The organism is Atlantibacter hermannii, assembly GCF_009907385.1.
Classification (GTDB): domain Bacteria; phylum Pseudomonadota; class Gammaproteobacteria; order Enterobacterales; family Enterobacteriaceae; genus Atlantibacter; species Atlantibacter hermannii_A.
Map to the genome: position 1 here is coordinate 1 of NZ_JAAATR010000060.1, position 25,185 is coordinate 25,185.

Sequence of the window (25,185 nt, forward strand, 5' to 3'; positions counted from 1 at the left end):
GTATTCAAAATATGAAATGTCAAAACTTGCTAAATCTTCATCCGATTTTAATAACTTTGGAAAGGAAACTTCATCGCTGTAATTCCAAGTATCACCACCTCCATTTAGTCCATGAATAAAGAGTACTAAATTAGAGGCTTTTTCCTGTCGAATCCATTTTAGCATTGTCATTGTTTTATCCTAAAAAACGCTAAAAATAATAAGGCTATGATTGCTTTTTAACATAAATGATAGTCTAAAACAATGAAATATAAAAGGCTAAAATATTAATCTAAATCAAAAGGATAGGTTTATTGCTAGCAAGGGGGGCCGTCTTTGTATCTACCAGAAGAACGGCTAATATCATAATGAATTAGGGTAAGCTGTGACTGATCATAAGGATAGGGGGAATAATCTCGATAATAAAGGTTTGCTTATGTATAGAGGAGAGCAACAGCTCAATCTCTTAGGAGACTCTCCTCAATGTTGAAGCAATGCTATCATTGCTCGTAGATAGCGTTGCAGCGACCAATTTAATTAACAACATATGCCGAGCTGCATAGTAAGAGCTCAAGTTGCATCAATACTGCTTATGTTTTCTACCCAACGAGCCGCATTCCTTTTGTCCCATCATCAATGATACTTCCGCGATCAGCAGCCATAACGAAGTCTGCCCACCACTGCATCATCGGGCGACGTTGTTCGAGATAGTCGCTGCGGTTGTAAGCGCGACGTACTTCATTTTTGTCCACATGGGCAAGTGCGGCTTCAATAACATCTGGCGGAAAGCCTTGCTCATTTAGGGCTGTACTGGCAATAGATCGCAGACCGTGTGAAACGAGCACTCCACCAAAACCTGCGCGTTTTAGCGAGGCGTTCACGGTTTGGCTATTCATTGACTGATTTGGCTTGATACGGCTGGGAAATATAAACTCTCGATTTCCACTTAACGGCTTCATCATCTCCAGCACTGCTATTGCCTCATCTGACAATGGGACAGTATGGTCGCGGTTCATTTTCATGCGTGCTGCAGGAATCTTCCACTCTCGCGCTTCCATGTCTACTTCTTCCCAACGAGCTTCAGCCGCTTCGGCAGGGCGGGTGATAGTAAGAAGTTGCCACATGAACAGGCATCGTGTTGAAAGGCTAATGCTGGCCGTACGCATCGTCTGCATCAATTGAGGTAGCTGATCCGGTCGAATGCTTGGCATGTTCTTCTTCTGCGGCTTCTCAAAGGCTTTACCGATATTAACGCTGGGAACAGCATCAATCAGCCCTGTGTTCTGGGCATAGATCATGACCTCATTAATGCGCTGACACAGGCGACGAACGGTTTCCAGTGCTCCTCTGGCCTGAACCGGTTGGACGGCCTGAACCAGTGTGTGAGCTTTAATATCTGTAACGCTAACCTCGCCAATCGCAGGAAAGACATCTCTTTCAAGAGAGCGCCAGATATCGTCGGCATAGTCCTCTGTCACGCTGGCTTTCTTCACATTCCACCATCGTTCAGCTACGAGCTGGAAAGTATTGGTTTTAGCTTCAAGTGAACTGCGAAGCTGCTCTTGCTGATGTTCCTGTGGATCGATTTGTTTTACCAAGAGAGAGCGAGACTCTGCCCGGTAGTTTCTGGCATCGGCAAGGGTAACTGACGGGTAGGGGCCGATGCTCTTCTTCGCTCGTTTCTTGGTAACAGGGCGAATGTAGCGAAATTGCCAGATTTTACTTCCACTGGATTTGATGAGTAGCTCAAGGCCATCACCATCATAGAGAACGTAGTCCGCTTCTTTGGGTTTGGCTGATTCGATTTCTTTAAAGGATAGAGGTTTGGTTTGTCTTGCCATTGCCGGGTTTCCATATTTTTAGGCACCTCAAAAACAATAAAGCTTTATGAGGTGCCTAACAAGGTGCCTAAAAGGTTCGGATTTAATTAGTTGGCATCAGACTTCGCGGGACAAATTAAGGGCACAAAAAAGCCCGCAGGGCTTGCGCCGTGCGGGCTCTTAGGACTTCATCGGATGACTCTGGTAATCACCGATGGAGAATTTTGGTGGAGCTGGCGGGAGTTGAACCCGCGTCCGAAATTCCTACATCCTCGGTACTACATGCTTAGTCAGTCTTTACATTCGCCTGGCACCTGCGGACCGACACGCCACTACCAGACTAGCCTGATTAGTTTTAACGCTTCAACCCCAGGCAGGGCATCCACGCGATCTCTTTTGGGTTTGACCTCTCTTTGATCCCCGTCTTAAGAGCGGAAGCTAGGGAGAGAGGGCTCAGAGCAGGTTATTAAGCTGCTAAAGCGTAGTTTTCGTCGTTTGCGACTATTTTTTTGCGGCTTTTTACGAGGCCAACCGCCCCTCGGCATGCACCTTGGGTTTCGCGAATCCCGTCGAATCCAGAATCAGCCCCAAAAGTGTTGAAATAAGTATAACAGATTTAGGCTTTGCCATGCCAGTCCATATCGCTACGACTTTCGTATGGGGTCTGTAGCGTAGCGAGACACGCGACCCATCTCAGACCTTTTTAGATTATTAATCATACAGATAATTAGCAATAGTCGTTGCTAGTCTATATTTGAAATAATTAGCAATAAATACTGTGTATTAATGTCCAAGATTGTTCTTATTATCCATTATGCATGATATATTTTTTATGTATCTATTTTTAAATAATTACATATCGAAATGATAATAGGTGGGCGACTTTTTAAGTAATTCTCGTCCTCTCTCTTTCATAACAATAAGTTAATGTGTGCTAGCACAGGCTTTTATTTTTTCCACTCAACAATTGTTGCATTTTTTTTTGCCATATTCAGAAAGGTTGTTTATATGTTTAATTGCGGTTGCTGTATAACGGCAAACGCCATAATCAATAAAAAACACCACAAATCATTAAGTTATCTTTCATTTAAACACTTATACCAGGCGAATCTTTGATACTGCTTTAAATGCAGCAGTATCAATCTTTAGCGGGTGTGATGCATTCACTCCGCCGGGTTGACTGTTGTCTTTATTCGGGAGATAGCCGCCATGGCTTTAGAAAATAACCGTTCAGAATCCGTTGATATTCTTAATCGCAAAACTGGCGATCTGGTTACGCAATATTCCGGACCCGGCGATCGTGTGGTGAATATTACCCAGTCAAGCGTAGTAAGAATTAACGCCTCACCGGAATCCGTAAATTATTATGAGCGTCAGGGCGATGACCTGATCGTCCATATGCGTGACGGTTCAACAGTCCGCTATCAAAACTTCTTCCACCTGGATGCCGAGGGCTTGCACAGCGAACTGATTTTTGAAGATCAGTATGGCACCCACCATGCGGTTTTTCCCTTTGCGACCGAAGCCGGACCTGCAGCGGCAGAAGCCATTGTTCCGGTAATGGCCGATACGTCGTTGGGCACGCTGATTGGCGGTGAAGGCCTTTCAACAGCGGCCATCCTTGGGGGGCTGGCCGCAGTAGGCGGTATCGCTGGCGTGGCCATTGCTGCAAGCGGCAGCGGCGGCGGTGGCGGTAACGGAAACGGCGGCGATAACGGCAACGGCGATGGAGACGGCGGCACCGGCGGCGATAACGGCAACGGCGATGGAGACGGCGGAACCGGCGGCGATAACGGCGGTGGAGACGGTGGAACTGGCGGCGATAACGGCGGCGGTGATGGTGGCACGAATCCTGGCGGTGAAACGCCCACGCCATCCACGCTGATTGTTGCGCCTTTTGCGGAAGATAACGTCATTAATCTTATTGAAAGCACTACCGATCAGACACTTAGCGGTAGTACCGATGCCAGCAACGCAGGGCGCACCATTACTGTTACTCTGGGCCTTAACAGCTGGAACGCCGTTGTCGCAGCAGACGGAAGCTGGACGGTGATCATCCCGGGTGAAGTATTGCAGGCCCTGCCTCAGGGCGAGATAAACCTGAACGTCTCCTTTGTCGACAGCAACGGTAATGCCGTCACCGAGGATATTACCCTGACAGTCGACACTATCCCGCCAGAGCTCGATTTAGCGGAATTCTCTCCCGGCAATGTGCTCGACCAGGCGCAAATCGACAGTGGAAAACTTATCTCCGGGTTCAGCTCGCCGGAGGACGCCGGGCAAACGGTCACTATCACGCTTGGCGAAAATCAGTTTGAAGCGATTATTGCTGAAGACGGCAGCTGGAGCGCGTTAATCCCCTCAGAGATCTTACAAACGCTACAGGAAGACCAGGTCTATACCCTGGAAATCAGCGTCACGGATCTGGCGGGTAATACCGCCACTGCCGAACAAAGCTTTATCGTGAATACCACCGATCCGATTATTCAACTGGAGCCGTTTACGGGCGACAACCAGATTAACGGGGCTGAAATCGCGCTTAATCAGGTACTGACCGGCTGGACGGCAAATATCGAGCCCGGCCAGATGGTGATGGTGACGCTTGCCGCGAACACGTATTACAGCCGGGTTGCCGGTGACGGCAGTTTTCAGGTTACGGTGCCCGCAGGGGATTTACAGGCGCTGGCACCGCCTGTAGAAACCATTGTCGTGCAGTGCCAGAACAATGACGGCACGCTGCTGGCACAAACCACGGAAACGTTGGTGATTGATCTTTCTCAGGATGCCATCGCCATCGCCATTCTTTCCACCGATGATTATCTGAACGCGGCGGAGTCGACTCAGCCGCTGGAAGTGCGCGGCGTCACGACCGTGACCGGGCCGGGTGTCGCCGTGACGGTGAATTTCAACGGTAAAGATTATGCTGCGCTGGTGGATAGCGCGGGCAACTGGAGCGCCGTCATCCCGCCAGAAGATCTGGCGTCGCTACCGGATGGCGTGACGCCGGTTACCGCCACGGTGACCTATGGTATTGAAAGCGCCAGCGATACCCGCGATCTGAATGTGGCGGTGAATTATTTACCGAAACCCACGCTCGATGTGCCGTTTGGCGACGGCTTTCTCAACGCGCAGGAGATGACCACTAACCAAACCCTCAGCGGCAGTACCGGTATCACCGGCACGGGGCAGCAGGTGACGGTCCAGCTTGGCGATAAGAGTTATAACGCAATTGTGGACGTGGACGGCCGCTGGTCGCTTGCGGTCCCGGCAGCGGATCTCCAGAGCCTGCGCGAAGGCACCGTGTCGCTGAACGTCAACGCTATCGATGCCGCAGGCAATCGCGCTACGCTGGCAGGGAATGCCATTGTTGATGTCACCCCACCCATTCTCAGCCTGTTGCCGTTCTCAGGCGACGGCAAACTGAGCGCCGTTGAACTCAGCGCCGCGCAAACGGTGTCAGGCGTTACCACGCCGGAGCAAAATGGCCGCGAAGTGGTGATTGACATCAATAACCAGCGTTTCACCACTACGGTCAATAGCGACGGAACATGGCGCGTTACGCTGCCTGCCGGTAGCCTGAGCTCGCTGCTGGCAGGTGATACCAACTACACCGTGACGCTCACCGACAGCGCAGGCAACAGCCAACAAGCCGTCGGCACCGTGTCAGTGAAAACGGCGCAGCCACTGCTCACCGTTGATCCCTTCACCGCCAATAACGCCCTCAGCGCCGCCGAAGTGAAAACCGACCAGTGGCTCACGGGCTCGACGGATAACGTCGAGGCGGGCAGCAAAATCGTGGTGGTGCTGGGCAATCAGGAATTCACGACCCAGGTGGATGCCGAGGGCAACTGGCGCATCCAGATGACCGCTGCCGATCTGCAAAAACTGGCTGACGGCACTAACACGTTGCAGGTGTCGGTGACGGATGCCTTCGGGCAGTCCGCCAGCCAGCAGCACAGTTTCGTGGTGGATAAGAGCCTGAGCGCAGTGGCGATCAGCATCATTGCCGATGACGATTATCTCAATCAGGCGGAAAGCACCGAAGATCTGGTGGTGCGCGGCACCAGCGCCGGGCTGCCGGCAGGCACGCCGATAGAGGTGAATTTCGGTGGTATGCTGTTTAATACTTTTATCGGGCCGGATGGCAGCTGGAGTATTACCGTCGGCACTGGCGTGTTAGCCGATCTGTCGGATGGTGAGCTGACCATTACCGCGACGGCGACTTCTCCGGATAACATCCCGGTCAGCGATACCCATCAACTCAATGTGGTCATTGAAAACTTACCGCTTCCCACCCTGAACGCTCCGTTTGGTGATGGCGTACTTAATCTGGCTGAGCGCGGGCAATCCCATGAAATCACCGGTAGTACCGGGGTTACAGGCGGCGGGCAGCAGGTAGAAATCACCCTGAATGGCAATACCTATCGCGGCCAGGTGGCCACCGACGGAACCTGGAGCGTGAGTCTGCCTGCGGGGGCGTTGACCGGTCTGAGCGAGGCGGATTCCCCGGTAGCGCTGGTGGTCACCGTCACCGATGTGGCGGGTAACGTGGTGCCGATCAACGAAAGCTTTACGGTAGATGTCACCCCGCCAACGGTAACGGTATTGCCGTTTACCGGTGATGATATCCTCAACGTGGCGGAAGCGGGCGTACCGCAAACGCTGAGCGGGTCTGCGCCTGGAGCGGAAGGCGGTCAACGGGTGACTGTTGTGATCAACGGCGTCACCTATCAGACCGTTACCGGCTCGCTGGGCGGGTGGGAACTGCCGATCCCTGCGGAGGATCTTCAGGCGCTGCCGAACGGCCCGATCGCGATGACCGTTACCGCCACCGACAGTGCGGGCAACGCCACGACCATTACTCATCTGATTACCGTGGATACCGATCCCCAGCAGCAGCCGCGCGTGGTGATCGATCCGGTAACCAACAACAATATTCTTGATGCGGGCGAAGTGCTCGCAGACGTGACTATCACCGGCTATACCCTGAACGTGGAAGCCGGGCGCGAAGTGACCGTGTCGATTAACGGCGATAGCTGGACCGGTTTGGTGGATGCCGCCGGGCGCTGGAGCGTGGCGGTGCCGCAGGCGGCAATCGGCGCGTTGGCCGACGGCGAACAAACCTTAACCGTGACGGTCACTGATGCGTCGGGCAACGCGGCCAGCGCGGATCGTACTTTCACTATTAACCTCGACACCAGTTCGCTGACCCTCAATCCGATCACCGGCGATAATATCCTTGGCGTCGCCGATCTGGCCGATGGATTCACCATTACCGGCAACAGCGCCAATCTTGCTGAAGGCACGGTGCTGACCGTGACCCTGAACGGCAAACAGTATCCGGCGACCGTGACGGCAGGCGGCGCATGGAGTGCACTGGTTCCGCAGGCGGATGCCGCCGCGCTGGCCGACGGCACCGCGACGCTCACCGTGTCGGGCATTGATGCCGATGGCAACCCGATTTCCACCTCCCACAGCTTCAGCGTGCTCACCCATCAGACCCCGGAGCCGACGCTCAATACGCCGTTTACCGACGGTATCGTCAGCGGCAGCGAACTGAGCGGCGGATCGCTGAGCGGCACTACCGGCGTGAGCGGCGCAGGGCAGACCGTCACCGTCACGCTGGGCACCGCGACCCTGACCGCCACCGTAGACGCTAACGGCAACTGGAGCGTGGCTGTTCCCGGTACTGCGCTGGCGGATCTGGCTGAAGGCCCGAATGCGCTGGTGGTCACGGCCACCGATGCCGCAGGCAACAGCAATACCCTGGAAAGCAGCCTGCAAGTTGATACCACGCCGCCGACCCTGACCATTGCACCCATCGCGGGCGATAACATCGTCAACATCGCCGAGGCGAAACAGGAGATCGTCATTAGCGGGACCGCAGGGCCGTTCGATCCTGCGCGGGCGCAGTATGTGATCGTCGATCTCAACGGCCAGAAATACAGCGCGCTGATCCAGGAAGGGAATATCTGGAGCGCGACCATTCCGGCCAACGCGCTGAGTAATCTGCCGGACGGACCGGTCACGGTGACCGTCACGGCGAGCGATGCGGTGGGTAACAGCACGACTGAAACCGCCACCCTGACGCTGAACACCGATCCGCTGAGCGCACCGACCCTGACGCTGGATCCGGTGTCCGGCGATGACTACATCAATGTTACCGAGGCGCAGGATCAGGTTACGCTTTCCGGCACCACCACCTTTGTCGAGACGGGTCGCGAAGTGGTGCTGACCCTGAATGGCACAGAGTATCGCGCCGCCGTGCTGGCTGACGGCAGCTGGACGGTGGATGTGCCCGCCACGGATCTGGCGCGGGTTGTCGATGGTCCACAGGTGATCACCGCCACGGTGACCGATGCCGCGGGCAACCCGGCCAGCACCACCCGTACCGTGAATGTCATTGCCAGCCCGGAAAACCAGCCGAGCCTGACGGTGGACGTGGTGGCCGGAGACGATGTGATTAACGCTCAGGAACAGGATCAGCCGCTGATCGTGACCGGCGGATCGCGCAATCTGCCGCAGGGCACGCTGGTGAACATCACGCTTGGCGCCGGCAATTACACCGCAACGGTTGGCCCGGACGGCAAATGGCAGGTCACTATTCAGCCAGCCGATCTTCAGGCGCTCGCCGATCAAAGCTATGAACTGGTGGTCACGGCCCTCGATCCGGCGCTGAATGAAGCGGTAATCCGTTATCCGATTACCGTGGATACCATCGGCCCTGACGTCATCATCGATGTAACAGGATTCTACGCCGATGGCCGTCTGAACCTGGCCGAAGCGGGTGCCGATCAGTTACTCACCGGCACCACCACCGCGGGATCGACAGTGTCGCTGACGCTCAACGGCAACACGATCACGACTCAGGCGGGGATCGACGGAAGCTGGCAACTGACGCTGCCGTCTCAGGATCTGAAAGCGCTCGATCAGGGCCCGAACGCACTGGAAGTGGTGGTGACCGATCCACAGGGCAACGAAACGCGCGAACCGCTGCCGCTCGATGTGGGCACGGTACTGCCGACCCTGACGCTGGACGCGGTGTTTGGCGATAACCTGGTGAGCATTGACGAGGCCGCTGCTGGCGGAGAAATCACCGGGACCGCCACCGGCCTGGCCGACGGCACGGCGGTGCAAATTTATCTTGGCGATACCCTGCTGGGCGCCGGGAGCGTCACCAATGGCGTATGGACCGTGGCGATCGACATCGGCGAGTTTACTAACTTTGCCAGCGGGCAGTACGTGCTGAACGTCACCGCCACCGATGCTTACGGCAACCCGGCCAGCACCAGCGCGGATATCGAACTGTTGCTGACCGAACCGCAGGCGACGCTGCCGGATGCGCTGTTTACCGACGGCTATCTGAACCAGGCGGAAGCCAGCGTTGGCCAGACCCTGACCGGCAATACCGGTATTACCGGCAGCGGCCAGACAGTGGTGGTGAATATTGAAGGGCTGGCGCCGATTGCCGGCGCCGTAGACGCGCAGGGCAACTGGACGGTACAGCTTCCAGCCGATCTGCTGCAAAACCTGGCGGATGGCGATTACGATGTCACCGTGACCGTAACCGACAAAGCGGGTAACACCAACACCAGCCCGACGGAAACCTTCGAGGTACGCACCGATGCGCTGCCTTTGCCGACCCTGACCCCGCCGTTTACCGACGGCACCCTGAACGGTGATGAAGCGGACGCGGGTGGCGCGCTGGGCGGCACTACGGGCCTGGCAGCGGAAGATATCGCTCAGGTGACCGTGAGCATTAACAACGGCCCGGCGCAGATCGCCACGGTGAATCCGGACGGCAGTTGGACGCTACCGCTGACGCCGGAACAGCTGAACGCGCTGCCGGACGGCACGCTACCGGTAACGGTGGTGGTGACCGATGTGGCGGGTAATACCTCTCCCGGCAACAGCACGTTTAATGTGGTGATCAACACCCTGCCGGATGCGACCTTTACCACCCCGTTTGGCGACGGTGTGCTTAACTATGCTGAAACCCAGACGCCGCAGGTGATCCGTGGCTCTACGGGCGTCACTGGCGCAGGCCAAACCGTCACACTCACCTTTAACGGCGAAAACTATGTCGGCACGGTGAATGCTCGGGGCGAATGGAGCGTGACGCTGCCCACCACCGCCTTTGCCGGTCTGGCGACGGGCACCAGCCCGACCATGACCGTGCAGGTGACCGATGCCGCGCTCAATACCGATACCGCTGACTTAACGTATCAGGTGCAGACCACGCTGCCGACGCCGCAGATCACCAGCCTGTTCGGCGATGATGGCTACCTGAATGCTGCGGAAGCTGCCGGTCCACTGACGCTGAGCGGTACGACCGGCGTTACCGGGCCGAATCAGTACGTCACCGTTACCATCGACGTGGACGGTACTCGCTATGTGGCAACCGTGACGCCGGAAGGCGCATGGAGCGTGCCGCTGCCTGCGGGCGCGCTACAGTCGCTGGAAAACGGCCCACACTCCATCACCGTGATTGCCGAAGATCAGTACGGCAACCAGGCGCCGCTGGACGTGCCGTTTACCGCCGCGCTGACGCCGCCCACCGTCACCATTAACACCCCGATCTTTACCGATGGCTATGTGAACGTGGCGGAATCGGATGGCACGACCCAACTGAGCGGCGCGCTGACTACCGGCGTGCCGGAAGACACCACGGTCATCGTCACCATTGGCGGCGTGCCGTTCACGGCAGACGTGTCTGGCAATACCTGGACCCTCAATTTGGGGCCGGATAGCCTGGATGGCGTGCCGAACGGCCCGCAGAGCGTGGTGGTGACCATTACCGATGGGGCGGACAACACCGGCAGCACCACCGTACCGGTAAACATTGCAATCGTCCCGCCCACCATCACCGTAGCGCTTCCGTTTGAAGACGGTGCGCTGAGCTTTGCGGAAAGCCAGCAGCTCCAGACCCTTAGCGGCACCACCACCAATGTGGAAGCGGGGCAGACCGTGACGGTGACGCTGGGCAATCAGCAGTACACCACGACCGTGCAGCCTGGCGGCGGCTGGTCACTGCAACTCACCCCGCAGCAAATGGCGCTGCTTACACCGGGCGATACCACCATTACGGCGGCCGTCAGCGACCGGGCGCAGAACCCGGCGACATCTGAGCCCGTCGACGTTGCTATCAACACCCAGCCGCCGGAATACAGCGTCACCATCAACCCGCCTGGCACCGATGGCTATCTGAACGCCAGCGAGCTGAGCGGCGAGACGGTAGCCATCTCCGGGCGCACCACCGGCTTTGCGGCAGGGCAGGAAGTGACGATCACTGTTAACGGCGTCGAGGTGGGCAATGCGGTGATTGACGCCAACGGAGACTGGACGCTCGACGTGCCGTCGGCGGTATTTGCGGCGCAGACCGATTACACCGTCATTGGCACCACCGTCGCCGAACCGGTGACGACCGGCAACACCAGCGTGATAGTCGATACCACGCCGCCGACCGTGACTATCAATGCGATCTCTGGCGATGACGTGATCAGCGCCAGCGAAAGCAATCAGCCGCTGATCATTACCGGTACAGCGCCAGGCGAACAGGGCCGTACCGTGACGGTCACCCTGAACGGACAAACGTTGTACAGCACCGTCGACAGCGGAGGCAACTGGAGCGTCACGCTGACGCCCGCACAGGTCGCGGCGCTGCCGAACGGCACGCTGGATGTCACCGCGTCGATGACCGATGCGGCAGGCAATCCGGATTCGGACGTGCGCCCGATTACCGTCGACAAAGACGCGCCGCTGCTGGTGGTGGATACCCTGGGCGTGCCTGCGCTGCTGACTACGGCGACGGCGATACCTGCCGTGTTGCTGGGCGGACAGGGTGATCCAGGCGAAACGGTAACAGTACGCGTGGGGCCGCTGATCGCCGAAGCGCTGGTCGGGCCGGACGGACGCTGGATAATTAACGCCACGGACCTGGATCTCACCACGCTGTTCGACGGCGCGCAGGTGATTTCGATCACCTCTACCGACGCGGCGGGCAACACCTCCACCAATAACGTGGCGCTTAACGTCGCGCTTAACCGCGGGTTGGGCGTACTGGTGGAGGATCTGATCGGCGGGGACGGCATTCTGAACGTGGCCGAATCGCTGCTCACCCAGACCCTGACCGGCACCATTACCGGGGATTATCGCGGCGCAACGGTGGAAGCGACGCTGATCGGCACCGATATTACGCTACCGGTCGTGGCCGTTGGGCCGGATGGCCGCTTCGCCATTGATTTCCCGCCGGAGCTGTGGTCGCAGATCCTTACCGATACGGTTTCTCTGCAACTGAACGTCACGGACGCAAACGGCAATACCACCAACGAAATCATTGACGTGCGTCTGGCGCTCAGCGATCTGCCGGTGATTGGCGATGTGATTGCGGCTGGCGACAATATTATCAACGTGCTGGACAGCACCACCGATCAGCTGGTGACCGGGACGCTCTCCACGGTGGAAAACGTGGCAGGCGTAGCGGTCACCCTGGCGGGCAACACCTATCAGGCGGTACTGAATGGCACCCAGTGGGCCGTGACGCTGCCGCAGGCGGTGCTGGCCGCGCTGCCGGATGGTACGGCGGCGCTCCAGGTGGCGGTCACCGATACCTTCGGCAACGTGGTGTCGGACACCATCGGCCTGACGGTGGCGCTGCGTAATCTGCCGACCCTGGCGCTCGATCCGTTGTTTGGCGACGGCACCCTCAGCATCCCTGATTTGCTGTCCGGGCTGGTGAGCGGGACGGCGACCGGGCTGGCGGGCCAGACGCTGAATATCAGCATCGGCGATGCGCCGCTGTTAACCACCACGGTCGGCGTGGATGGCCGCTGGTCGGTGGCGTTAACCCCGGAGGTTCGCGATATTCTGCAAACCGTGGGTAGCGGAACGGTTCCGGTCAGCATTACGGCCGCCGACCAGAACGGCAACGTCGCTGAAGCAGTAAACACGCTGCGTCTCGACCTGCTGCAACCGGTGCTGAACACCCTGACGACATTTGGCGACGGCCTGTTAAACGCGGTTGACGCGCTGGCAACCCAGACCATTACCGGCGTAGTCGGCAATGCGCCCGCGGGCTCCAGCGTGTCGGTGGATATCGGCGGCAGAACGTTCGCCGGCGTGGTCGCCAGCAACGGGGCGTTCACGATTAATGTCGGCCCGGCTCAGCTGGCGCTGCTGTCCGACGGGGTGTTTACCCCGACGGTGACCATCACCACGCCGAACGGCAACACCAGCCAGGTGCCGGGAACCTCACCGATCACCATTGGCTTGACCAATCTGCCGACGGTCGTGGTGGATACCGTGTTTGGCGACGGTTTCCTCAATGCGCTGGAAACCGGCGTCGCCCAGACGATCAGCGGGACGGTGGGCAATCTCGCCAGCGGCACGGTGCTGGTGCGGATCGGCAACGCCGCGCCGCTGGAGGCCACCATCAATAACGGCGTCTGGTCGGTTCAGGTCCAGCCCGATGTGCTGCGCCTGCTGCCGGATGGCGCGCTCAACGTCACCGCGACGGTACAGGATGCCGCAGGTAACGTGGCGACCGGCAACAACGTGTTGAACAGTATTATCAACGCGGTGCCGACGCTCACCGTCAATACGCCGTTTGGCGACGGCAGCCTGAGCCTGACCGATCTGCTGACCAACCAGATCCTGAGCGGCAGCTCCACCAATCTGGCGGCAGGGACGCAGGTTACCGTGAATGTCGGCCCGCTGGCGCTGCGTACCACCATTGCGGCGGACGGCAGCTGGCAGCTGTCGCTGCCGGGTACGCTATTGCAGGGATTGCAGGACGGTCCCCAGGCGGTCTCGGTCATTGCCCAGGATGCAGTGGGCAACGTGGCCCAGGGCACGCAAAATCTGCTGGTGTCCATCGCCGCGCTGCCGTCGATTATCCTCGACCCGCTGTTCGGCGACGGCGGCCTGAACGCCTCCGATATCCTGAGCGCGAAAGTCATCACCGGTAGCAGCACCAACGCCGTCGGCGCGCAGGTTAATCTGCTGCTGGGCGGTAAAACCTACCAGACTACGGTGGGCGCGGACGGCAAATGGTCGATTCCGGTTTCGCAAACCGATCTCGGTCAACTGCTGGACGGCACGCTGACGGTCAACGCTTCGTTAACCAACGCCGCAGGCAACAGCGCCAATACCAGCGGGCTGCTGAACGTGGTCACCCATCTGTTGCCGACCCTCTCGCTGACCTCGCTGTTTGGCAACGACAACTATCTGAACGTGAGCGAAGCCAGCGCCGGGCAGATCCTCAGCGGACGGATCACCGGCGCAGGCGGGGGCGCAAGCGTGGTGGTGACCCTCGGCAACACGCCATACAACGCCACGGTAAACCCGGACGGCACCTGGTCGCTGGCGTTGAGCAGCAATGTGCTGAGCGGCCTGGCTAACGGGGCGTTGAAAGTGGGCGTGGCGGTCACCGACAGCGTCGGCAACGTCACCCGCACCAGCACTGACGTGACGGTGAAACAGACTACGCCGGAATTGACCTTCAATGCCCTGCAGTCGCTTAACCTGCTGACGCTGCTGTCGAAAGGGCTGACCCTGAACGGCGGCTCGCGCAACCTGGGGCCTGGCGCGGTGGTGCATCTGTCGCTGCTGAATAACACTGTGACCACCACGGCGATCACCGATGCTAACGGCAACTGGTCGGCGAACCTTGGTCTGGGGCTGAATATTCTGCAACTGCTGTCGCTGTCCAGCGTGTTGACGATCTATTCCACCGATGCGGCGGGTAACACCGGCTATCTGAACGTGGGGCTGGGCGGCAATATTATCTCCACCCAACCGCCAGCGGGCTTCACCGTCGCCCAGGCCGATGCGGAAACCTTCTCGCTGCTGGCGGCAACCGTCGATGTGCAGCAGGAACCGGCGGCGACTCAGGAACAGCAAACCACCACGCCGGCAAGGGACGATGCGGCAGGATTTGCTGAACCACAAACCCCCACCGAAAGCGAGCTCAGCAGCTTCACTATTGGCGGCGTGAGTATCGACCTGGCCGACGGCACGTATCAGAGCGGGGAGACGCTTCAGGGTAGCGAGGGCAACGATACTATTCACCTGTCGACGCTGGGCTTTACCTCCATCGACGCCGGGGCGGGCACCGATACCCTGGTGCTCGACGGCATCAATATGAGCCTCGACCTCACTGCGCTCACCGGCAAATTGCACAATATCGAAATTTTCGATTTGGGCCAGTCCGGCACTAACGCCATTACCCTTGACCTCAACGAGGCGCTGACCATCACCGATAAACCGGAAGACGATCTGCTGATCAAAGGCAGCAACGGCGACCAGGTGAATCTGGTGAAAGGGCAGGGCGATATCTGGCAGGTCAGCGGGCAGCGTGAAGTGGACGGCGTGCATTTTGACGTTTACCACAACAGTTCCCAGACCAACACCCTGGGGGATGTGCTGGTGCAACACGGGTTACACGTCAACGTGGTTTAACGGGCGACACAGGCAGGGACGCAGGGAGCTCAGGGATGAGGCAATGACTTCTAACAATATCACCAGCCGCCTGCGGGCGGCTTTACAAGGTGGAACCCTATGACGATAAAACCTGTGTATCGACGCACGGTGACGGCGCTGCTGATCGCCGTGGCGTTGTGCAGTATCGGAAATGCGGCGGCGCAAGAGGACTTTCGCTGGCAAACCGCGCCGACCGAAGCCTTTCAGGCGCAGTTGACCATTAAAGAAGCGATTCTGCGCGCCTTTGCCCGTAATCCAAAAATCGCTCAGGCCTCGGCGCAAATCCAGGTCGGGAAGGCCAATCTCTCCGAAGCGGAAAGCGCGTGGTTTCCGCAAATCGCGCTCACCGGCAACGCCGGGCGCACTCACCGCACCGACTCAGCGGGTTCGCTGAACAGCAACGCGGCGGCGGGCATCAACCTGAAACAGCTGCTGTGGGACTTCGGCAAAACCGGCGGCAGCATTGATGAGCAGGAAAACCTGTCGACTTCTTATCAGTACGATCTGTATACCACCCTGAATCAGGTCGGCATGGAAACCCTGCAATCCTATTTGCAGGTCAAGCGTTACCAGGCGCTGGCGAAGGCGGCGGAACGCAACCGCAGTTCGCTGGAGTCGGTACGCGAAATGGCGAAACTGCGCGCCGGGGCGGGGCTGAGCTCCCAGTCCGACGTATTGCAGGCCAGCACGCGCATCGCCGCCATGAACGCAACGTATGAGCAATATCAGGCGCAGATGCGCTCGGCGCAGGCGTCGCTCAGCGTGCTGACCGGGGTGGTCTCCGACAATCTACCGGACCTGCCTGACGATTTAATGAAGCAAAAAATCTCGCTTAAATCCCTGCCTTACGACCAGAACAACGCGGTGCGCAGCGCCCAGGCGAAGCAGCTGGCCTCGGAGGAACGCATCCGCCAGGCCAGGGCGCAGCACTACCCGACCATTTCCGTGCAGGCGGGCCGCACCCGCTATCAGAACGACAACGGCGACTACTGGGACGATGAAGTGCAGCTGGTGGTGGACGCGCCGTTGTATCAGGGCGGTGCGGTGAGCGCCAGGGTGGATGCCGCCGAAGGCGATCGGGCCAACGCCCGCGCTCAGGTGGAAGCCAGCAAGCTTGAGGTGAACCAAAAAGCCGCCACCGCCTGGGCGGATTTAACCGGCGCGCAGCAGCGCCAGCAGGCCGGTGAACTGCAACGGTTAAGCGCAGGCCAGGCGCGCGGGGTTTATCGCGACGAGTACCAGTTAAGCAAGCGCAGCCTGAATGATTTGCTGAGCGTGGAGCAAGACGTGTTTTCGGCGGAAAGCGCCGCCATCGTCGCCCGCTACGACGCCTGGGACGCCGCCGTGCGCTACGCCGGGGCGGTAGATAATTTGCTCGATATGTTGGGCATCGAGCGTACTCGTTTAACAGGAGACAGCCTGCCGTCGTTATAGGCAGCGCATGTGAAGGAGTCCGTATGGAACAGCCCGATACCGCGAGCTGGGTCGCCGCGATGACCCGCGCTGCGGGCCGCTTTGGCCTGACCAGCGATGCGCCCGCCGTGCGCCAGCAGATGCGCTGGTTTGAAAACCTGCCGCTTTCCCAGCGCCTTTCCCGCATGGCGGGATTAATGGGATTACAAATCCAGATGATGCCCCGTGACCGGATGCGCTGGAGCCCGCAAAATCTCCCGGTGATTGTGCCGGGCCAGGAGGGCAACCTGGTGCTGATCGAGGCGCTGGACGGCGATGGCCTCGCCAGTTACTGGGTGAGCGACGGCGGCGATCTGGTGCGCGAAGAGGCGCTGGAGACGCTGCTGGAACGGTTACAGGATCAGGTGGTGATGATCGGCATCGCCGCCCGCAGCCACGATCCGCGTATTGATGAGTTCGCCCAGGCCTGGGAGCCGCACTGGTTCTGGCGGCATTTCCGTCACGCAGGCCGCAAACTTGCAGAGATCTCGCTGGCGTCGGTGGTGGGCAACGTGCTGGCGCTGGCGGGGATCCTGTTTTCAATGCAGGTTTATGATCGGGTGATCCCGGCACAATCTTTTCCAACCCTGTGGGTGCTGTTTTTCGGCGTGCTGATGGCGGCGCTGCTGGAATTTTTTATCCGCCTGGCGCGCACCCACGTGTCGGACATTATGGGCAAGCATATCGATCTTCAGGTTTCGTCGCTGTTTTTCGCCAGGGCGATGGCGATCAAAAACGACGCCCGTCCGAAATCCACCGGATCGTTTATCTCTCAGCTGCGGGAAATCGATCAGGTGCGCGAGCTGCTGACCTCCACCACCGTCGGGGCGGCGATGGATATTCCGTTTGTGCTGCTGTTCCTCGGCATTATGGCGCTGGTGGGCGGGCCGCTGGTGGCGATCCCGTTACTGGCGATCCCGCTGATTGTCATCCCCGGGATTTTGATCCAGTGGCCGATGGCGAAGCTCGCCAAAGAGGGGATGCGCGAAAGCGCGATCCGCAACGCGGTACTGGTGGAATCCATCGAAGGGGTGGAAGACATCAAGGCGTTGCAGGCGGAACCGTATTTTCAGCGCCAGTGGGAGCACACCCATCACGTGGGGGCCAGCATCGGCATGAAGCAGCGCATCTGGGGCGCGCGCCTGAGCGGCTGGGCCTCTACCGTGCAGCAAATCACCTACGCCGGGATGCTGGTATTCGGCAGCTATCTGGTGCTCGACGGGCAAATCACCACCGGGACGCTGGTGGCGTGCAGTCTGCTCTCGTCACGCACCCTCGCGCCGCTGATGCAGTTAACCATGGTGTTTTCCCGCTGGCAGCACGCGAAAACCGCCATGAACGGGCTGAATGAACTGCTGAAGAAACCGCTGGATCGCGAAGCCTCGCGCAAGATGGCGCACTGCCCGGTGCTGGCGGGGCATTACCAGTTCCAGAATGCCCAATACAGCTACGACGAAGAGAAGGGCGATCGCGCGTTGTCCATCGGCAAGCTGGAAATCAAGCCCGGCGAGCGGGTGGCGATCCTCGGCAAAGTGGGCGCGGGCAAATCGACGCTGCTGAAGTTGCTCAGCGGCCAGGCGCAGCCGGGTAAAGGCAAAGTGATTATCGATGGCGTCGACCTTGCGCATATCGATCCTAACGATGTGCGCCGCCAGGTGGGCTATTTGTCGCAGGATTCCCGGCTGTTTTTCGGCACCCTGCGCCAGAACCTGATGCTCGGCCACCCGCATGCCACCGAGGCGGAGCTGTTGCAGGCGCTGCGTATCAGCGGGGCGCTGGGCATGGTGCAGCAGGACGCCGCCAGCCTCGACCGGCTGATCAATGAAGGCGGGCGCGGCTTGTCCGGCGGACAGCGCCAGATGGTACTGCTGAGCAGGCTGATCGTCCGGAACCCGCAAATCGTGCTGATGGACGAGCCCACGGCGAACATGGATGAACAGCTGGAAAACCTGATTATTCGCCAGCTGCACCAGTGGTTGACGGGCCGCACGCTGGTACTGGTGACCCATCGCCCGGCGCTGCTGGCGCTGGTGGACCGGGTGATCGTGATGGATAACGGCCAGGTGGTGGCAGACGGGCCGCGTGATGAAATCCTCAAAACCGCCCAGCGCAACAGCAACGTGGCGTCTATCGCTTAAGGAGACAGGATGAGTCAACTTACTCTTGAGGACGATCTGGCGCGTCAGGGGCGCTTTTACTCCTCGGTGATCTGGCTGTCGCTGATCGGGCTGGTGGTTTTTTTTGCCTGGGCGTGGTTCGCCATGCTGGATGAGGTAACCGTCGGAACCGGTAAAGTCACGCCTTCCAGCCATGCGCAGGTGATTGAAAGCCTCGACGGCGGGATCGTCAACGCGCTGATGGTGCAGGAGGGGGATATTGTTGAGCAGGGCCAGATGCTGGCGCGGCTGGACCCGACGCGTTTTCAGTCCAACTACGGCGAAGCGGCGGCGCGCGCCAGGGCGCTGCGGGCCTCCAGTGAGCGGCTGCGCGCCGAGCTGACCGGCGAACCGCTGAAATTCAGCGCGGAGTCGATGCGCGAGCCTAATCTGGTGGCGCGCGAACGCCAGCTGTATGAATCGCGGCGGCGCAATCTCAACGAAACGGTGTCGAACCTGCAAAAGACGCTGGAGCTGATCAACGCGGAAATCCGCATGACCCAACCGCTGGTGGCGAAAGGGGCGGCGGGGCAGGTGGAAGTGATCCGCCTGCAACGTCAGGTTGCGGAGCTGCGCGGCAAGATCGACGAGGCGCGTAATCAGTACGCGGTGCGCGCCAGGGAGGAGCAGGTGAAAAACGATGCCGATCTGGATGCGCAAATCCAGGCGATGGCCGGTAAAGCCGATCAGCTGGATCGCGCCACGCTCTATTCGCCGGTGCGTGGCGTAGTAAAAGATATTCAGGTGACCACCGTGGGGGGCGTGCTTCAGCCGGGCGGCAAGCTGATGGAGATTGTGCCGCTGGAGGACAAACTGCTGATCGAAACGCGCATCAATCCGCGCGATATCGCTTATATCCGCCCCGGCCTGCCCGCGACGGTCAAAGTGACGGCCTATGATTCTTCCATCTACGGCAATCTCGACGGCAAGGTGGAAATCGTTTCGCCGGATACGCTTCAGGATGAGGTGCAGCGCGACCAGTTTTACTACCGGGTCTATGTACGCACTGACCATGCAGAGCTGGAAAACCGCAGCGGTAAACGCTTCCCGATTTTGCCGGGAATGGTGGCGAGCGTGGAGATTAAGACCGGTCAGAAAACGGTGCTCGATTACTTAATCAAGCCGCTGAACAAGGTGAAGGAGGCATTAAGAGAGCGGTAATAAAAATCCCAACCTCGCGGTTGGGATTTGAGGAAATTAGCGGCCCGCGTTTTTCATAATGCGGGCTTTATCCACCTGCCACTCGCGCTCTTTGACATCCGAGCGCTTGTCGTGCTGTTTCTTACCTTTCGCTACGCCGATTTTGACTTTGCACCAGGCGTTCTTCCAGTACAGCGACAGGGCAACCACGGTATAACCTTCGCGGTTGATGCGGCCATACAAATTGTCGAGTTCGCGCTGATTGAGCAGCAGCTTACGGGTACGAGTGGGGTCGCAGACCACGTGCGTGGAGGCGACGTTAAGTGGGGTAAAGTTGGCGCCGAACAGGAACGCTTCACCGTCTTTCAGGATGACATAACTGTCGCCAATATTGGCTTTCCCGGCGCGTAGGGATTTTACTTCCCAGCCCTGAAGGGCAAGGCCTGCTTCAAATTCGTCTTCGATAAAGTATTCGTGACGGGCGCGTTTGTTGAGCGCGATAGTGGCAGAACCCGGTTTGTGTGCTTTTTTCTTCGTCATAATGGCACTCAGTATACGTAATCCAACCTTAAAAAACACCCCATCCACAGGGGCGGAAAGCCGTTATAGTAGCACGTCTTAGGCCGGAGAGTTTTTGTTTCACCCAGGATAAATGCTATTCTTGGCAGGTTGCAGAACGACAGGAAACGCTATGCCTCAGATTAGCCGCACTGCCCTGGTACCCTATAGCGCCGAGCAGATGTACCAATTAGTGAATGATGTGAAATCCTATCCGGAATTTTTACCCGGCTGCGTGGGCAGCCGGGTGCTTGAATCCTCCGCGACGCAAATGACGGCGGCGGTGGAAGTCTCGAAAGCCGGGATCAGCAAAACGTTCACCACCCGTAACACCCTGATCAGCAACCAGAGCATTTTAATGCATCTGGTGGATGGGCCGTTTAAGCGCCTGATGGGCGGCTGGAAATTTACCCCACTCAGCCCTGAAGCATGTCGCATTGAGTTCCAGCTTGATTTTGAGTTCACCAGCAAGCTGATCGAACTGGCGTTTGGCCGGGTATTTAAAGAGCTGGCAGGCAGTATGGTTCAGGCGTTCTCGGCCCGGGCGAAAGAGGTTTACAGTGCCAGCTAAGATCGCGGTTGAAGTGGCTTACGCGCTGCCGGAAAAGCAGTATCTGCGGCGCGTGACGCTGGAAGAGGGCGCAACGGTCGAGCAAGCGATCCATGCCTCGGGCCTGCTGGCGCTGCGTACTGATATCGATCTGGCAAAAAATAAGGTGGGGGTGTACAGCAGGCCGGTAAAACTCACCGACGTGCTGTCCGATGGCGACCGGGTGGAGATCTATCGGCCATTAATCGCCGACCCGAAAGAGCTGCGCCGCCAGCGCGCGGAAAAAGCGGCGAAGAAGTAGTGTCTTCACTTTTTGAGCAGGGCGTTTAATCGCGTGGCGGCGTTTTTATATGGCGACGCCGTATTGAACTGGATCATGCGTCCACGCGTCCAGGTGTTGTACCAGGGAACGCCGTAAAGCGCTTCATCACTATAGCTTTCCACCAGGTTGATGAGTTTTTGATGTGTTCGTGCGTGCTTTTCAAGTAACGCGGGCCATGAGGTCATGGCGGCATAATCGGCATAGTATTTTTGCGCCAGTTTGCCGAGTTCATTCCATTTATAACCGCTGGCGGGGAAATCAACTGGCTGCCCGGCGCGTTCCTGTTGATGCCAGTACAGTACCTGTTCTCCCCAGCCGATTAAGTAGCTCACCAGATTTGCCACGCTCATTTGCGTGCCGCTGGCATGGCCGTCAAGTTGCGCGATAAAAGCCTGGTCGGCGGGGATGCGGCTGAGTTTTTTCTGTAGCGCATCCCAGTTTTTATTCATCGCGGCCAGCAACTGCTGTTTATTCTCCGGTACAGACACGAGTTCACCCCATAAAAAAAGGTGCCAACTGGCACCTTTTACGCGTTATTTGGTTAGCGCGGGTTTGTTATCAATGTTGGTCAGCACACCGCTGCTGTTGAAGGTCAGCGTCAGTGTTTGCTGCGTGACGCTTTCATGGCCCGGTTGCTGGCGGAACACGTAGAACCAGGTATTGGTGCCGAACGGGTCGCTCATCATTGGGGTGCCCAGTGCATACGCAACCTGCTGTTGTGTCATCCCGACGCGGATTTTCGATACGTCGTTAGTGGTCAGGTAGTTGCCCTGGTTGATGTCCGGGCGGTACACCACTCGCTCCAGAGTGGAACAACCAGCGGTCAGCATCAGAAGGGCCGCCGCAGCAGCAGTCAGCGTTTTACAGCGCATAGTCATGTGATTCCTTTTCGGGCCCGAGCAGTCTGTGGCTCATGGATAATTTGCCGATAATAATAAACCTTCAGCCAGTTTAAAACCTTAGGCGCTTCAGTATGACCGCGAGAGTGGAAAAAAGTTGGGGAAAAGTCGCTATAACGGATTTTCACCGCAAGAGTTGGTGGTAATTTAATCAACGGTGCGCGTTGCCTCGCGCACCGCCGTGGACGTCATCAGGCCGCTAACAGTTCGCGGGCATTGGCCAACGTATTACGAGTGACTTCGCTACCGCCCAGTAAACGGGCCAGCTCTTGCAGACGCGCGCGCTTATCCAGCGGCTGCATGTGGGTTTCCGTCATTGCGCCATCGGTTTCTTTGCTGACAAAGAAATGTTGATGACCACAACCTGCCACCTGCGGCAGATGGGTGACGCACATCACCTGGGTGGATTCACCTAACTGACGCAGCATTTTGCCGACAATCGCCGCCGTCGGGCCGCTGATGCCCACGTCCACTTCATCGAAAATCAGCGCCGGGGTTTCCATCTTACGGGCAGTGATCACCTGAATCGCCAGCGCGATACGGGAAAGCTCGCCGCCGGACGCTACTTTCGCCAGCGGCTGCAACGGCTGGCCCGGGTTGGTGGTGACGCGGAAATCGATGCGATCGGCGCCATCGGCGGTCAGATGGTTTTCTTCAAATACCACCTCAATGCTTAAACGGCCATGCGGCATAGAAAGTAAGTGCATACTTTCTGTAATCAACTGGCTCAGCTCGTTGGCATAGACGCGGCGGCTGTCATGCAGTTTTTTTGCGGTGTCCAGCGCCAGCTTATGATGCACGTCCACCGCTTGCGTTAAGGCTTCCAGCGAATCGGCCTGGCCATCAAGCTGCGCCTGTTCATCCAGCAGGCTTTGATGAAACGCAGGCAGCGTTTCCGGCGCGATACGGTGCTTGCGCGCCAGATTGATTTGCCGGGAGAGGCGTTGCTCCAGTTCATACAGGCGATTCGGGTCCATATCCAGACGATCGCAATAATGACGCAATTCATCACCGGCTTCGGTTAGCTGAATGGCCGCTTCTTCCAGCATATCCAGTACGCCGGACAGCTTTTCATCCATACCGGCCAGCTCGGTAAGCAACTGGCGGGCCGAATAGAGCTGGCTCTGAATATTGGCGTCTTCGCCATCGGCAATCAGCTGTAGCGCCTGCTGCCCGGAAGAGAGCAACTGGCCGCTATTTGAGAGGCGTTTGTATTCGGCATCGATCTGCTCGTATTCGCCCGGCTGCGGGGAGAATTCGTTAAGCTCTTTTAGCTGGTATTGCAGCAGTTCGGCGCGCGCGGCGCGATCCTGGCTCTGCTGCTGGTGAGCCGCCAGATCGCGGCAGCTTTGATGCCACTGGCGATAGTGCCGGGCCATTTGCTGAGTAAGCGCATGCTCACCGGCGTAGCCGTCCAGCAAAGTGCGTTGATGTTCAGGTTTGAGCAGCAGCTGGTGGGCGTGCTGGCCGTGAATTTGAATCAGCAGTTGACCGAGCTCGCGTAGCTGTGACAGCGGGACCGCTGTGCCGTTGATAAAGCCGCGCGAACGCCCGTCGCTGCTGATTACGCGGCGAAGCAGGCACTCACTTCCATCTTCAAGCTGGTTTTCTTCCAGCCAGCGCAGGGCGGCGGGAGTGTCTTTTAACGAGAAACGGGCGCAGAGATCGGCACGGGATGCGCCCGCGCGCACCATGTCGGCTTCTGCGCGGCCGCCCAGGCACAGGCCGAGCGCGTCAATCGCGATGGATTTGCCCGCACCGGTTTCACCCGTAATGGCGGTCATCCCGCTGTGAAAGTCGATTTCAAGTTCACGAACAATAGCGAAATTGCTGATGGTCAGTTGTGCCAGCATAACCGCTTTCCTGTATAAAAGAACATTGCTGTTTATGCATACAGTATATACGGGTTCCTTATACAGTAAAGAGGGGAGTGCGCTTTCAGAATAATTTTTTTGACCACCCCAGTTTGGAGCTTAGCGTGTTGAAATAGCTGTAATCTTTGGGATGGATAAGATTAAGGTGATAGTCGCAGCGGCGGATTAAAACGTCCTCGCCTTCCTGAATCGGCAAGGCGATTTGGCTGTCGCAGCTTACCTCCAGATCGCTGCTGATATGAGAAAAGCGCAGCCGAATAGTGCTGCTGCTGTTAATCACCAGCGGGCGCGCGGAGAGCGTATGCGGGAACATCGGCACCAGAGTGATGGCATCCAGCGAGGGGGTCAGAATCGGTCCGCCGGCGGAAAGCGAGTAAGCGGTTGACCCGGTCGGAGTAGAAATAATTAATCCGTCGGAGCGCTGAGAAAACGCGAATTTCTCGTCAATATAGACTTCAAACTCGATCATGTGCGCCACTTTGCCGGGATGCAGCACCACCTCGTTAATGGCGGTGCTGATGCGCTTCTGGCAATCCTGCTGGCACACCTGGGTTTCCAGCAAAAAGCGTTTTTCAGCGATGTAATGCCCTTCGAGCACGTCTGCCAGCTGCTGTTGGGCGTTATCCGGGTCCAGATCGGTGAGGAAGCCGAGATTGCCGCGGTTGATGCCGATGACGTTGATGTCGTAACGCGCCAGCACGCGCGCCGCGCCCAGCATATTGCCATCCCCGCCGACCACCACGGCGAGATCCGCCTGCTGGCCTATTTCCGCCAGCGTGCCGGTTTTGACGCCTTTAAGCTTGAGCTCATGCGCGATTTGTTGCTCAATAATGACTTCATAGCCTTTTTCACTAAGCCATCGCCAGAGCATTTCATGCGTGGTGAGCGCGGTTGGGTGACGGGGATGCCCAACAATACCAATGCAATTGAAATGTTTATTCATTTTCTGGTGATCC

The 25,185-nt window shown here is 58.1% G+C and carries 12 protein-coding genes and 1 other RNA gene; 6 read left to right on the plus strand and 7 right to left on the minus strand.

All coding sequences use genetic code 11. The features are described 5' to 3' along the window. Nucleotides 1-578: 578 nt before the first annotated feature. A complete protein-coding gene (locus tag GV764_RS15540) occupies nucleotides 579-1,820 on the minus strand; it encodes an integrase (RefSeq protein ID WP_161660917.1) in 1,242 nt (413 codons plus the stop codon). A gap of 204 nt (nucleotides 1,821-2,024) precedes the next feature. Beyond that, nucleotides 2,025-2,388: a transfer-messenger RNA gene (gene ssrA / locus GV764_RS15545) on the minus strand. Between the two features lie 620 nt (nucleotides 2,389-3,008). On the opposite strand from ssrA, the gene GV764_RS15550 reads away from it, so the two are divergent. The 4 genes from GV764_RS15550 (at nucleotide 3,009) to GV764_RS15565 (ending at nucleotide 20,047) form a co-directional block, all read left to right on the plus strand. Continuing rightward, nucleotides 3,009-15,257: an Ig-like domain-containing protein gene (locus GV764_RS15550; protein ID WP_161660918.1), complete on the plus strand. Its 12,249-nt coding sequence runs from the start codon at nucleotides 3,009-3,011 to the stop codon at nucleotides 15,255-15,257. Nucleotides 15,258-15,356: 99 nt separating this feature from the next. Then, nucleotides 15,357-16,712, plus strand: coding sequence for a TolC family outer membrane protein (locus tag GV764_RS15555; RefSeq protein ID WP_161660919.1), 1,356 nt, complete (start codon nucleotides 15,357-15,359; stop codon nucleotides 16,710-16,712). A 23-nt stretch (nucleotides 16,713-16,735) separates the two neighbouring features. After that, nucleotides 16,736-18,868, plus strand: coding sequence for a type I secretion system permease/ATPase (locus tag GV764_RS15560; protein WP_161660920.1), 2,133 nt, complete (start codon nucleotides 16,736-16,738; stop codon nucleotides 18,866-18,868). A 9-nt stretch (nucleotides 18,869-18,877) separates the two neighbouring features. After that, complete coding sequence (locus tag GV764_RS15565; protein ID WP_161660921.1) at nucleotides 18,878-20,047, plus strand: beta-barrel domain-containing protein; 1,170 nt, start codon at nucleotides 18,878-18,880, stop codon at nucleotides 20,045-20,047. A 36-nt stretch (nucleotides 20,048-20,083) separates the two neighbouring features. Here GV764_RS15565 and smpB read toward each other — a convergent pair whose 3' ends face one another. Beyond that, nucleotides 20,084-20,566, minus strand: a complete 483-nt coding sequence (gene smpB / locus GV764_RS15570; protein WP_125294822.1) for an SsrA-binding protein SmpB — start codon at nucleotides 20,564-20,566, stop codon at nucleotides 20,084-20,086. Nucleotides 20,567-20,717: 151 nt separating this feature from the next. On the opposite strand from smpB, the gene GV764_RS15575 reads away from it, so the two are divergent. Both GV764_RS15575 and GV764_RS15580 read left to right on the plus strand, forming a co-directional pair. Continuing rightward, nucleotides 20,718-21,155, plus strand: coding sequence for a type II toxin-antitoxin system RatA family toxin (locus GV764_RS15575; protein ID WP_201743223.1), 438 nt, complete (start codon nucleotides 20,718-20,720; stop codon nucleotides 21,153-21,155). Continuing rightward, nucleotides 21,145-21,435, plus strand: a complete 291-nt coding sequence (locus GV764_RS15580) for an RnfH family protein (protein WP_161660923.1) — start codon at nucleotides 21,145-21,147, stop codon at nucleotides 21,433-21,435. Before GV764_RS15575 ends, GV764_RS15580 begins: the two co-directional genes overlap by 11 nt. Nucleotides 21,436-21,440: 5 nt before the next feature. Here GV764_RS15580 and GV764_RS15585 read toward each other — a convergent pair whose 3' ends face one another. The 4 genes from GV764_RS15585 to nadK form a co-directional block, all read right to left on the minus strand. Continuing rightward, nucleotides 21,441-21,944: a ClbS/DfsB family four-helix bundle protein gene (locus tag GV764_RS15585; protein WP_161660924.1), complete on the minus strand. Its 504-nt coding sequence runs from the start codon at nucleotides 21,942-21,944 to the stop codon at nucleotides 21,441-21,443. Nucleotides 21,945-21,989: 45 nt separating this feature from the next. Beyond that, on the minus strand, nucleotides 21,990-22,328 hold the full coding sequence (gene bamE / locus GV764_RS15590) for an outer membrane protein assembly factor BamE (RefSeq protein WP_125294915.1): 339 nt from the start codon (nucleotides 22,326-22,328) through the stop codon (nucleotides 21,990-21,992). A gap of 218 nt (nucleotides 22,329-22,546) precedes the next feature. Next, nucleotides 22,547-24,208, minus strand: a complete 1,662-nt coding sequence (gene recN / locus GV764_RS15595) for a DNA repair protein RecN (RefSeq protein WP_161660925.1) — start codon at nucleotides 24,206-24,208, stop codon at nucleotides 22,547-22,549. A gap of 85 nt (nucleotides 24,209-24,293) precedes the next feature. After that, nucleotides 24,294-25,172 carry an NAD(+) kinase gene (gene nadK / locus GV764_RS15600; RefSeq protein WP_161660926.1) on the minus strand — a complete coding sequence of 293 codons (879 nt, stop codon included), beginning with the start codon at nucleotides 25,170-25,172 and terminating at the stop codon, nucleotides 24,294-24,296. Nucleotides 25,173-25,185: the final 13 nt, after the last annotated feature.